The following is a 12,303-nucleotide window of genomic DNA, read 5'->3' as shown; positions in this document are numbered from 1 at the left end:
CGGTGGAGCGGTTCTTCCTGACAACGACAGTAGACGCCGGGAGGGTCACCCGGGGTTCCCGTTGCACACGAAAAAAGTCGGCGCAACAGCACCGGGCATCAACCCTGATCCGACGCCCCCGTCCCTCATCCCCATCCTCCCACCTCCCGCGCGGGCGTCGGTGGCGCCCCTCGACGCGGCGCCGGCCGGCTGTGGACAACCGCCGACATCAGACCTCCGGGTCGGCAAGGATGGGGCGACCGACGGCGGTGACTGACGAGACGGGGTGAAACGGCGATGCGGGTCGTACGTGGCCTGGCGGCGATGCTGGTGCTGCTCGTCGTGGTGCTGGGTACGCCCGTGCTGTTGTCGGTGATCGGGGTCGGCATCGACCCCGCACGCTGGCAGGGCCGGGGACTGCTCGACATCCTGCTGTCACCCGACGACGGCAGCCTGTTGCTCGCCCTGCTGACCGGGATCGGCTGGATCGCCTGGCTGCTGTTCACCGGCTGCGTCGTGGTCGAACTCGTCAACCAGGTGTCGCGCGGTACGAAGGCGATCAGCCTCCCTGGCCTTCGTGCCCCACAAGCCGTTGCGGCGGGACTGGTGCTGGCCACCTTGTCCTTGGTGATCAGTCCGGTACGCCCCGCGACGGCACCTGCCGACGCGCCCGCCGCCGACGCGCCGCCGACGGCCGCGGTCGTCCGGGTGCAGCACGGTCCGGTGTCGGGAGGCCTGCCGGCCCCGGACGGGCCGGCGCTGTCGGCGGACGGGCCCGCGCGGGCGGACGACGTGGCCGATGCCCGTGGTGTGCTGGCCGTCCACACCGTCGAGAACGGTGACGACCTGTGGTCGCTGGCCGACCACTACTACGCCGACGGCGGCCGCTGGCGGGTGATCGCGACCGCGAACGCGGTTCTGCTGCACCACGGGCCGGACGACCTGGTGCCGGGGTGGCGGCTGGTGATCCCGGTCCCGGGTGTGCTCGAGCCGGGCCGGTGGGTGGTCGTCGCCGACGGCGACACGTTGAGCGGTCTGGCGGCGTCCCACCTGGGCGACGGTGACCGGTGGCCCGAGCTGTACGAGGTGAACCGGGCCGTCCTCGCCGACCCGGACGTCCTGGCCACCGGCACCGCCCTCCGGTTGCCCGACGGTTCCGCGGCGACGACGGTGCCGCTGGTCGCCGCGCCACTCCCGCCGTTGGGTGTCACCACCACGGCCGGACAGGGCGAGACGACCCCGCCCGGCAACACCTCCACCGGGGCGCCGTCGTACGCGGGGGTGGCCGGTACGGCCGAGGCGACCGGTGAGGTGGACCCGTCGCTGCTGGTGCCCGGCGTCGGCGGCATGTTGGCCGCCGCCATGGTGGGCGGGCTGGTGACCCGGCGGATGTGGCAACTGCAACAACGGCCCGTCGGGCGGCGGATCGCCCATCCCGGTCCGGCCGCGGTCCGGGTCGAGCGGGCGCTGGGGCGGCAACAGGCCCCGGTCAACCTGTCCGCCGTCGATCGTGCGATGCGTCTGCTCGCCGGGCACTGCCGTGGCACCGGGTCGCCGCTGCCGCGGGTGTTGTCGGCACGGATCGACGGCCGGTCACTGGAGTGGCAGGTCGCGGCGGGCCGTACCGACGCCCCCGAACCGTTCCGCGTGGCCGGGCGGGTCTGGACGATCGATGACGTACCCGGCTGGCTGGCGACCCCCGACCCGTACCCCGACGAGGTCCGGCCCTGGCCGGCGCTCACCGTGGTCGGCAGCGACGCCGAGGCGCAGGTGATGGTCAACCTGGAGGAGGTCGGGGTGCTCGACGTCGCCGCCGACCGTGACGCCGAGGCCGGCCGGGGCCGGGTCGCAGCGGTGCTGACCGCACTGGCGATGGAGGTCGCGTACGCGCGGTGGAGTGGTGGGGTGCGGCTCACGGTGGTGGGGTCGGATGACCCGACCACGCGGTGGGTGTCCGCCGACGACCATCCGACGATGCGGTTGGTGGGCGATCCCGACCTGGTGCTCGACGCGGTCGAGCGGCGGGTCTCGGCGCAACGGGCGGCACTGGGGACGGCCGGTGACTGGTTCGGTGACCGTCGGCTGGATCCTGACCTGCACGACTCGTGGACCGCGGAAGTGCTGGTCTTCCGCGAGCCGTTGTCCGGCCCGCAGCAGGATCGGCTGGCCCGGCTGCTGGTGGACGGGCCGGCGGTGTCGGTGGCGGCGGTCACCGCGGGCGGCGGCACCGGCCGGATGCGGTTCGCTGTCGGTGGCCGTACGGCAACCCTCACCCCGGGCGGACTGACCGTGGTGCCGCAGACCGTCGCCGCCGACACCGCCGCCGACGTCGCCGAACTGTTCGGCCGGACCACCGCACCGGACACGCCGGCACCGTGGTGGACGCCGGAGCCACGCCTACCGGGCGGGCCTTCGCTGACCGTTCCACCCGCCGAGCCTTCTCCGACTGGCCCACCGGCCCGGCCGGATGACAAGGTGACCGACAGCGGTCCGCGCGTGGTCGAGGAGGTGGCGCCGGTGGAGCAGCATCCGATGGCGCTGCTGCTCGGCCCGATCGAGCTCACCGGCGCTCGTGGCAAGGAGCCGGCCCGGGCCCGCAGGCAGTGCATCGAGTACGCGGCGTGGCTGCTGGAGCACCCGGGCTCGACCGCGGCCGCGATGGCGTCCGGACTGATCGTGGCGGAGGGAACCCGACGGTCCAACATGAGCCGGTTGCGCACCTGGCTGGGTGACGGGGACGACGGGCCGTACCTGCCCGACGCCTACTCGGGACGGATCACGCTGCACGAGTCGGTGACCTCGGACTGGCAGGAACTGTCGTTCCTGGTGGCGCCCGGGGTGAACCGGGCGTCGTCGTCGGCGCTCACCGCGGCCCTCGACCTGGTCCGCGGGACACCGCTGGCCGACGCCGCGCCCGGGGAGTGGCCGTGGGCGGAGGAGTTGCGTACCGACATGGCCTCGGTCGTCCGCGACATCGGGGTGGAACTCACCGAGCGCGCGCTCGCCGATGGCGACGTCGACCTGGCCCGGTGGGCGGCATCGCGGGCGTTGACCGCGTGCCAGGGCGACGAAGCGCTGTTGGCGGCGCGGATCCGGACCGAGCACCGGGCCGGCAACACCGTCCAGGTCCGCCGGTTGTGCCGTGAGGTGACCGGGCAGGCACGGCGGCTCGGGTTGGACCTGGACGACGAGACGGTGGTCCTGCTGCAGCAGGTGTTGGAGGGTACGACCCGGACGCCCGGGCGGGCTCAGTAGGTGGCGCGGCCACCGGAGGCGTCGAACGTCGCGCCGGTGGAGAACGTCATCAGCGGGCTGGCCAGGAACGCGACCAGGTGGGCGACCTCCGACGGGTCGGCGAACCGGCCCATCGGGATCTTCGACTTCATGTACGCGACGTGCTCGGCGGTCATGTCGTCCAGCATGTCGGTCTGGATCACCGCCGGGGCCACCGCGTTGACCAGCACCCCGTCACCGGCGAGCTCCTTGCCGAGGCTCTTGGTGAGCCCGATGACCCCGGCCTTGGAGGTGGAGTAGTGCGCGGCGTTCGGGTTGCCCTCCTTGCCGGCGATGGAGGCGATGTTCACGATGCGGCCGTAGCCCGCCTCGCGCATGGTGCGGGCGGCGGCACGGCAGAACCGGAAGGTGCCGTCCAGGTTGACGCCCAGGACGAGCCCCCAGTTGTCGTCGTCGAGTTCCCAGGTGGGGCCGTTGGTGCCGACGACACCGGCATTGTTGACCAGGATGTCGAGGCTGCCGAAGGTGTCGGTGGCGGTGCCGACCGCGCGGTCGATGTCGTCGGCGTTGCGGACGTCGGCGACCGCGGTGACGGTCTGGTCGCCCGGCAGGGTGGTGGCCACGGCGGACAGCGCCTCGGCGTTGATGTCGACCAGGCAGACGGATGCGCCACGGGCCTGCAGCACCCGGGTGATCATCAGCCCCAGACCACGAGAAGCCCCGGTGACGACGGCGGTCTGGCCCTCGAACCAGTTCTCGGTGAGCTGGGACAGGTCGGCGTTGAACACGGGTGCTCTCCTACGGGTGGGCGGCGGCAGGGTGAACTGCGCGACGGGCGGTGGTGCTCAGAGGCCGTGGGCAGCCTCGTGGCGGGATTCGTACAGGCCGATCACTGCTCCGCTGGGCAGTCGGATCTCGCAGCCCACACCGTAGCCAAGATCGGTCGGCTCCCCGACGATGTCCACCCCCTTGTCCCGGAGTTCGGCGACCGTGGCGGTGATGTCGTCGCACATCAGGTGCAGGGTCGTCACCGGCTGGGTCGGCGGCGCCTTCTCGGCGCCGCCGACACCCTCGGTGGGGTGGACGCCGAGCTCGGTGGGTGGGGTACGGAAGATCAGCCACTCCTCGCCGGCCCGGGCCGAACTGTCGTCATCGATGAGGTGAGCCCAGCCGAGGACGTCGCGCAGGAACGCGCGGTCGGCGGGAGCGTCGGTGGAGTACATGAGCAGGTGCAAGCCGTTGATCATGGCTTCGACGCTACCGCCCGGCCGGGTGTCGTGACGGCGTCAGCGTGACCGGAACCGCTTCAGCAACAGGCTGTTGCCCACCACCAGCACCGAGCTGAGCGCCATCGCGCCGCCGGCGATCATCGGGTTGAGCAGGCCTGCCGCGGCGATCGGGATCGCGGCCACGTTGTAGCCGAAGGCCCACACCAGGTTGACCCGGATGGTGCGCAGTGTCGACCGGGAGAGCCGGATCGCGTCGACCACCGAGGCCAGGTCGTCGCGGACCAGGGTGAGGTCGCTGGCCTGGATCGCCACGTCGGTCCCGGCGCCCATGGCGATCCCGAGGTCGGCCGTCGCCAGCGCGGCGGCGTCGTTCACCCCGTCGCCGACCATCGCGACCCGGCGTCCCTTGGCCTGCTGTGCCCGTACGGCGTCGACCTTGCCCTCGGGCAGCACCCCGGCGATCACCGTGGTGATGCCGACCGCATCGGCGACCGTACGTGCGGCGGCCTCGTGGTCGCCGGTGAGCAGCACCGGGTCGAGGCCGAGGCCACGAAGCCGGCCGATCACGTCGGCGGCGTTGTCGCGGATGGTGTCGGCCACCACGACCAGCCCGACGGCGCGGCCGTCGATCGCCACCACGACGGGGGTCTGGCCCTTGTCGCGGGACCGCTCCAGCGCCGTCACCAGCTCGGCGGGCAACTCCTCGGCCACGTGTTCGGCCCGGCCGACCGAGACGGTCAGCCCGCTGCTGTCGGTCACCTCGTTAGTGTCGGCACCAGCACCCTGGTCGGCACCAACGTTTTGGTCGGTGTCGGCGACCCGGGCGGTCACGCCCAGCCCGGCGGTGTTGTGGAAGTCGGTGGCGGTGGGCACGGTGATGCCCTGTTGCTCCGCGTTTGCCACGATCGCCCGCGCGATCGGGTGCTCCGAGCCCGACTCGGCGGCGGCCGCGAGGCGCAGCAGCTCGTCGGATGTGGTGTCGGCGGTCGTGACGACGTCGGTGACCTGGAGCTGGCCGGTGGTGATCGTGCCGGTCTTGTCCAGCATGATCGTGTCGATCGAGCGGGTCGCCTCCAGTGCCTGCGGCCCGCGGATCAGGATGCCCAGTTGGGATCCCCGGCCGGTGCCGACCATCAACGCGGTCGGTGTCGCCAACCCGAGTGCACACGGGCAGGCGATGATCAACACCGCGACCGCGGCCGTCAGGGCGAACGTCACCCCGGACCCGGTGCCGAGCCAGAATCCGAACGTGGCAACGGCGATCGCGATCACGATCGGCACGAACACACCACTGATCCGGTCGGCGAGCCGTTGGCTGGCAGCCTTGCCGTTCTGGGCCTCGCTGACGAGTTCGGCGATCTGGGCCAGTTGGGTGTCGGCACCGACCTTGCGCGCCTCGACGACCAGCCGACCGGAGGTGTTGATCGTGCCGCCGACGACCGGGTCACCCTCGACCGCCTCGACGGGGACGGGTTCGCCGGTGACCATCGAGGTGTCGATGGCGCTGCGTCCGGAGACGATCACACCGTCCGTGGCGATCTTCTCGCCGGGCCGGACGACGAACTGGTCGCCGACGCCGAGCTTCTCGATCCGTACCCGGTCCTCGTAGGTGTGGCCGCCGGAGTCGCGCAGGATCGTGACGTGCTTGGCGCCCAGGTCGAGCAGGGCACGCAGTGCGGCCCCGGATTCGCGCTTGGCGCGGGCCTCCAGGTAGCGACCGATCAACAAGAAGGTGACGATCGCGACCGCGGCCTCGAGGTAGATGTTGCCGAGTTGGTCGGTGCGCTCCAGCACGAACTCGAACGGGTGGACCATCCCGATCTCGCCGGCGGTGCCGAACACCAACGCGTACACCGACCACAGGAACGCGGCGGTGACACCCAGCGAGACCAGGGTGTCCATCGTGGCAGCACCGTGTCGCAGGTTCTTCAGGGTTGCGCGGTGGAACGGCCATGCCCCCCAGGTGACGACCGGCCACGCCAATGCAAGGGAGATCCATTGCCAGCCGGGGAACTGGAGCGCCGGGATCATGGCGATCAGGACCACCGGGATCGCTGACGCGGCAGAGATGATCATGCGGTTCCGCAGGTCCCTGGTCGGGTCGTCGGTGGCAGCGGGCTGTTCGCCCGTGTCGTCGGTGTCGTCGGCGGCGGGCGGCGGTGCCGGCAGCTTCGCTTCGTACCCGGTGTTGGTCACCACGTCGATCAGCTGGTCGGTGGTGACGCTGTCGGGGTAGCTGACCGCCGCGCGTTCCAGGGCGAAGTTGACCGAGGCGGAGACCCCGTCGAGCTTGTTCAACTTCCGTTCGATGCGGTTGGCGCACGACGCGCACGTCATGCCGCCGATGTCGAGGTCGACGTGGTTCGCTGCGGTTGTCGAGTTGGTGGGCGTCGAGTTGGTGGGCGTCGGGGTGATGGTCATGGCACCTCCACGGTGAATTCGGCCCGGTGCAACGAGCCTTCGTGCTGGAACTCCACGTACATCCGGTACTTCCCGTTCGCCGGGAAGTGCACGGTCGCGGGCACGTCCGGTCCGGCGGGACCGCCCTCGTGCGGATGGACATGGTTGTAGGAGAGGTCGACCTCGCGCAGCAACACCACGTGGGCGTACGCGCCGAGGTAGGTCTGCAGGTCGGTCACCGGCGTCCCGTCACGGCTGATGGTCACGGTGAGGTCCTGCTCGCCCTCGGCAGGGTTGACGTCGAGGGCGACGGTGTAGCCGTCGACCTCGACCGTGTTGTCGGGGGCCGGAAGGGCGGTCCGGCTCGCCTCGCCGGGGACGGTGAGGTCGGCACCGAGGACGAACGCCTCGGTCTCGCCGGTCGGCCGGACGTCGGCGTACACCCGCCAGTCGCCGGCGGTGAGGTTGATCATGGTCGTCCAGGTGCCGTCGGGTGCCATCGTCGGGTGGACGTGGGTGAAGCCGGTCAGGTCGCTACGGACGGCGATCAGGTGCAGTTGCTTCTCGTGCACCACGTCGAAGTCGGTGACCGGACGACCGTCCGGGCCGGTGATCAGCAGGCGCAACTGCTGATCACCGACCGGCAGCTCGGGGGTCAACAGGGTGAGGGTGAATCCCTCATGGGTGTTGACGGTGCCCGGTGCGTGTTCGGACTCCCCGCCGTGTTCGTGCCCACCGGACTCCCCGCCGTGTCCACCTGGCTCGTGTCCGTGCCCGCCGGACTCCTCACCGGTGGACTCCTGACCGGTGGACTCGCCACCGGGTTGGTGACCGTGGCCACCGGTGGCCACCGACGGTGTCGGCGTGGCACCCGTCGTCGGTCCGTTGCCCTGCGCGTTCGTACGACCGATCACGAGGGCGCCGCCGAAGACGAGGGCGAGCCCGACCACGAAGCCGATGATCTTGACCGGTCCGGAGACGTCGGGGAGCTTCATGATCAGCTGGCGGTGGCGGTGTAGTTGCCGGCCTCGGCAACCGCGGCGGTGATCAGGGCCGGATCGATCGCATCGGTGCTCTCGACGACCATGGTGCCGGCCGGTCGGTCGACGTCGACCCGGGTGACACCGGTGACCTCGCTGACCTCCTCGGTGACCGAGGCGGCGCAGTGGTCACAGGTCATCCCGCTGATGGTCCAGTTGCTGGTGGTCATGTTCTTCTCCTCTTGTCGGGTCGTGCCTTGTCGGGTGGTCGGGTGGTCGGGTCGGTCTCGTCGGTTCGGGTGATCAGGAGCGCACCAGGCGGGCGATGGCGTCGGAGGCCTCCTTGAGCTTCACGTCCGCCTCGGGTCCTCCCTTGACGGCGGCCTCCACCACGCAGTGGCGCATGTGCTCGTCGAGCAGCGAGAGGGAGACTGACTCCAGGGCCTTGGTCATCGCCGAGACCTGGGTGAGGATGTCGATGCAGTACTTGTCGTCCTCGATCATGCGTTGCAGACCTCGGGCCTGGCCCTCGATGCGGCGCAGTCGGCGCAGGTGCGCGGTCTTGGTGTCGCTGTAGCCGCGTGTCGGATGGTCCATGGTGGCTCCTTGCGTGTCTCGATCCGTCTGCATGAAACGATACCCCCCTATGGTATTCCTCGGCAACCCGGGTTGTACACAGAGGGTGTGGGTAACTACCCCCTCGAGGCGGTCCTGTCAACCGCCGGGCGCGTCGGTCCACGAGCAGATTCGGTGGACGAACTATTTCCTGTCCACCCCCTGTCCATCGCATCATCCCTAGTCAGAGCCATGTTGTGCGCTGCGGGCCGGAGTTGTCCCCAGCGTTGTACCCAGCCAGTCCTCAGCTCAGCGGCGTGTCTCCACAGTTGCCCACAGCTTGTCCACATGGGGGTGTGAACGACGCACTTCCGGTCCGGGCCTCCAGGCACTAACGTCACGTTCTGGTCAAGCGCCGAGCCCGAGACCCCGAAGCGACGGGGGGTTCTTGTCAGTGGTCGCCCTTACGTTGGCCATGTCGGGGAAGCACGAGCGTTGGGGAACAGGTCCGCTGGCGAGCAGTGGGCAGGGAGGATGCCGGGCATGAGCCTTGCCGAGGTGCGCGACTACCCACAGTCGGAGCGACCGTCCGGTGATCGCACGCCGCCGCAGGACCTGGTGGCCGAGCAGTGTGTCCTCGGGTCGATGTTGATGAGCAAGGACGCCATCGCCGACGTGGTCGAGGTGATCCGGGGTGTCGACTTCTACCGACCGGCCCACGAGCTGGTCTACGACGCGGTCCTCGACCTGTACGGCCGGGGTGAGCCGGCGGACGCCATCACCGTGGCCGACGTGCTCACCAAGCGCGGTGAGATCACCCGGGTCGGTGGGCACCCGTACCTGCATGACCTGATCGCGTCGGTGCAGGTCGCGGCCAATGCCGGGTACTACGCCGAGATCGTCCGGGAGAAGGCGATCCTGCGGCGCCTGGTCGATGCCTCGGTGAAGATCGCGCAACTGGGGTACGGGGCCCAGGGTGATGTCGACGAGATCGTCGATGCTGCGCAGGCCGAGGTCTACTCGGTCACCGACCGCCGGGCGAGTGAGGACTACCGGCCGTTGTCGGCGCTGATGGAGAGCACCCTGGACGAGATCGAGGCGATCGAGGGCAATGGTGGCCTGATGGCCGGGGTGCCCACCGGGTTCGTCGAGCTCGACGAGTTGACCAACGGGTTGCACGGTGGGCAGATGATCATCGTGGCGGCCCGTCCAGCGATGGGCAAGTCAACCCTCGGTCTTGACTTCGCGCGGGCAGCGTCGATCAAGAACGGTCTGTGTTCGGTGATCTTCTCCCTCGAGATGGGGCAGACCGAGATCACGATGCGGCTGTTGGCCGCCGAGGCTGACATCCCGCTGAACCACATCCGCAAGGGCCAGATGACCGAAGATGACTGGACCAAGATGTCGCGGAAGATGGGCGAGGTGTCGGAGGCACCGCTGTTCATCGACGACTCGCCGAACCTCACGATGATGGAGATCCGGGCGAAGGCCCGTCGGCTCAAGCAGCGTCACGACCTGCGGCTGGTGATCATCGACTACATGCAGCTGATGACGTCGGGCAAGAAGGTCGAGTCCCGCCAGCTCGAGGTGTCGGAGTTCTCCCGCCAGATCAAGCTGCTGGCCAAGGAGATCGATGTCCCGGTGGTCGCCATCTCTCAGTTGAACCGTGGTCCGGAGCAGCGCACCGACAAGAAGCCGATGGTCGCCGACCTCCGTGAATCCGGCTCGCTGGAACAGGACGCCGACATGATCATCCTGCTGCATCGCGAGGACTACTACGACAAGGAGTCGCCGCGGCTCGGTGAGGCCGACCTGATGGTGGCCAAGCACCGCAACGGGCCGACCCGTGACATCCCCGTCGTGTTCCAGGGGCACTACTCGCGCTTCCGGGACATGCAGCACTGACGCTCACGGGCAACCGTCGCTACAGCTCCGGAGTAGCGTCGGGCCATGCAGCCGTTGCGTACCAATCGCCTCGACCTCGTTCCGCTCGATGCGAGCCGTGACGCCGAACCGCTGCACGAGATGTACGGAGACCCGGCATGGCATCAGTTCGCGCCGGCCGATGTCACCGGCGACGTGGCCGAGACCCACGCGCGACTGGTCCGGGAGCTGCAGGAGAACGGCGGCTGGACCTGGGTGCTGCGGGTCCGCCCGAGTGTCGAGGCGATCGGGGCCATCGGATTGTTCTCCGACCAGGGCACGTCGATCCGCGGCCTGACCTGGGGCATCGGGCGCCGGTACTGGGGCCAGGGCCTGATGGGTGAGGCGGCGCCGGTCGTCGTCGACCACCTGTTGGCGCAGCCGGGAATCGCTGGGGTGGAGGCGTGGATCGACACCCGCAACACCCGCTCGGTTGGCGTGGCGCGGCGTGCGCGGCTCGATGAGCGGGCAAGGCTGGCGCGGGTCTACGCCGACCACACCGCACAACAGGTGGTGATGGCCCGGTCCGCTCACCCGGCCGACGCCGACACCCTCGCCGTGCGACCCTCGCTGGCGGTCCGAGACGTTCGGGACACCTGCCAACGGCTGATGGCCGTGCTGGGGCTCAGCCTCAGCTTCGAGTACGGCGACCCGCCGACGTTCGCCCGGTTGGGTGTGGGGCCGTGGTCCGGAGCGCCCGGCATCGACGTCAGCGCCGCCGGCGAGGGTGCCATCGCTGCCACCACGTGCTCGGTCGACATCGGCATCCCCACCGACGTGGTCCACGCACGGGCGGTCGAGGCCGGGTGGGCCGTGCTCTCCGCACCGGTGGACCAGCCCTGGCATGCCCGGGAGTTCGCCTTCACCCTGCCCGAGGGACACCGGATCCGCGTCATCGGGCCGGCCCGGCCCGCTCACCTGAAGTAGTAGGTGTTGCCCGGTTCGGTGAGCTTCTCGCCATAGGCATAGCGGCGGTAGTGCTGGTAGTGCGCGCGGTAGAGGTCGCCGGCGGCCGCCGGGGAGTAGGTGAGGTAGAGCTGGGTCCGGCTGACGTCGGCGGCGTTCGTCCCGCTGCGATGGGGGACCAAGGAGTTGAAGAAGATCAGGTCGCCGGCCCGGGTCTCCACGAGTTCACCGGTCGACTCGTCGATCTCGGCGATGGCATCGGGCCCCATGTTCTGCAGCACACCCGGCGTACTGCGGAGTTCGTGGTGACAGCCCGGGAACAGCTCCAGGCCACCGTTGGCGGCGTTCGCCCCGTCGATGGCCACCATCACCGATGTCAGCTGTTCGTACGGGAACCCCTGCCACCACCCGGCATCCTGATGCATGCCGTACCCGGGCTGACCGGGCAACTTGAAGATCAACTTGTCCTTGAACAGCTTGGGCTCGTCGAGGTAGATGTCACGCAACGGGCTCAGGATGCGCTCATCGGCCACCAGGTCGGCCAGCACCGGGGAGGCGTCGTGGCAGGGATCGATCTTCTCGATCCGTTGTTCGCCGTCGATCACCCGATGGCCGCTGCGGATGTTGTTCGGGTCCACCAGGTGCGGCGTCTCCCGCAGGCGTACGCACTCCTGTTGCAGCACGGCCACCTCGTGCTCGGTCAAGGCGCTGCGGATCACCAGGTAGCCCTTCGTCCGGTACGCCGCGATCTGTTCGTTGGTCAAGAGTGTTGCCATCTTGTCCGGCTCCTGTCGGGTGGCGGAACGTTGCCGCCTCGTGGTCGTCGTCGGCCAGATGACCAACGGTAGGGACGATCTCACCGCCCCATCCCTCACGATATGGTCGGTCCCGCCGGGTAGGACATGCCCTGGATCAGCGCATCTTTGTACTTTCTTGTGGAGGTGAGGAGATGGTCCGAGATCGACCGAGGATCACGGTGGCGAGACTGCACCTCTCACCCGAGCGGGACGCGTTCCTACACCCGTCCGACCGCTATCGACGCTGGGTGATGATCACTGTGATGTCGGGGCATTCCGCTTCCAGCTCGACCTCGACCG

Annotated in this window: 10 protein-coding genes; 3 read left to right on the top strand and 7 right to left on the bottom strand. The window is 69.5% G+C overall.

Annotation, left to right across the window (positions count from 1 at the left end; translation table 11 throughout):
• Window positions 1-276: 276 nt before the first annotated feature.
• Window positions 277-3,234, top strand: a complete 2,958-nt coding sequence (locus tag ACQBAU_RS18210) for a LysM peptidoglycan-binding domain-containing protein (RefSeq protein WP_465257099.1) — start codon at window positions 277-279, stop codon at window positions 3,232-3,234.
• Here ACQBAU_RS18210 and ACQBAU_RS18205 read toward each other — a convergent pair.
• From ACQBAU_RS18205 to ACQBAU_RS18180, 6 genes are all read right to left on the bottom strand, one after another.
• Complete coding sequence (locus ACQBAU_RS18205) at window positions 3,228-4,001, bottom strand: SDR family NAD(P)-dependent oxidoreductase (RefSeq protein WP_434550802.1); 774 nt, start codon at window positions 3,999-4,001, stop codon at window positions 3,228-3,230. The two genes, ACQBAU_RS18210 and ACQBAU_RS18205, sit on opposite strands and share 7 nt — an antisense overlap.
• A gap of 57 nt (window positions 4,002-4,058) precedes the next feature.
• Window positions 4,059-4,460 (bottom strand): VOC family protein, encoded by a 402-nt coding sequence (locus ACQBAU_RS18200; protein ID WP_465259418.1) that lies wholly within the window; start codon window positions 4,458-4,460, stop codon window positions 4,059-4,061.
• Between the two features lie 39 nt (window positions 4,461-4,499).
• The gene (locus ACQBAU_RS18195) at window positions 4,500-6,863 is read right to left on the bottom strand and encodes a heavy metal translocating P-type ATPase (protein WP_465257101.1); all 2,364 of its coding nucleotides are present in this window, start codon (window positions 6,861-6,863) and stop codon (window positions 4,500-4,502) included.
• A complete protein-coding gene (locus ACQBAU_RS18190) occupies window positions 6,860-7,837 on the bottom strand; it encodes a hypothetical protein (RefSeq protein WP_434550799.1) in 978 nt (325 codons plus the stop codon). The genes ACQBAU_RS18195 and ACQBAU_RS18190 overlap by 4 nt, the downstream gene beginning before the upstream one ends.
• 2 nt (window positions 7,838-7,839) lie before the next feature.
• Window positions 7,840-8,052 carry a heavy-metal-associated domain-containing protein gene (locus ACQBAU_RS18185; protein ID WP_434550798.1) on the bottom strand — a complete coding sequence of 71 codons (213 nt, stop codon included), beginning with the start codon at window positions 8,050-8,052 and terminating at the stop codon, window positions 7,840-7,842.
• 73 nt (window positions 8,053-8,125) lie between these two features.
• Window positions 8,126-8,419: a metal-sensitive transcriptional regulator gene (locus ACQBAU_RS18180; RefSeq protein ID WP_434550797.1), complete on the bottom strand. Its 294-nt coding sequence runs from the start codon at window positions 8,417-8,419 to the stop codon at window positions 8,126-8,128.
• A gap of 516 nt (window positions 8,420-8,935) precedes the next feature.
• Between ACQBAU_RS18180 and dnaB the strand changes: the two genes are divergently transcribed.
• Both dnaB and ACQBAU_RS18170 read left to right on the top strand, forming a co-directional pair.
• The gene (dnaB, locus tag ACQBAU_RS18175) at window positions 8,936-10,282 is read left to right on the top strand and encodes a replicative DNA helicase (RefSeq protein WP_465257113.1); all 1,347 of its coding nucleotides are present in this window, start codon (window positions 8,936-8,938) and stop codon (window positions 10,280-10,282) included.
• A 45-nt stretch (window positions 10,283-10,327) separates the two neighbouring features.
• Window positions 10,328-11,227 carry a GNAT family N-acetyltransferase gene (locus tag ACQBAU_RS18170; protein ID WP_465257102.1) on the top strand — a complete coding sequence of 300 codons (900 nt, stop codon included), beginning with the start codon at window positions 10,328-10,330 and terminating at the stop codon, window positions 11,225-11,227.
• Here ACQBAU_RS18170 and ACQBAU_RS18165 read toward each other — a convergent pair.
• Entirely contained in the window at window positions 11,215-11,982 is a 768-nt protein-coding gene (locus tag ACQBAU_RS18165) for a phytanoyl-CoA dioxygenase family protein (RefSeq protein WP_465257103.1), read from the bottom strand. The genes ACQBAU_RS18170 and ACQBAU_RS18165 overlap by 13 nt on opposite strands.
• Window positions 11,983-12,303 lie beyond the last annotated feature (321 nt).

It is taken from the genome of Carbonicoccus niuqiaonis (assembly GCF_050157065.1).
GTDB lineage: Bacteria > Actinomycetota > Actinomycetes > Propionibacteriales > Propionibacteriaceae > Avipropionibacterium.
Note: the sequence above shows the minus strand (reverse complement) of the source record. Positions and strands in the feature narration are given on the sequence as shown.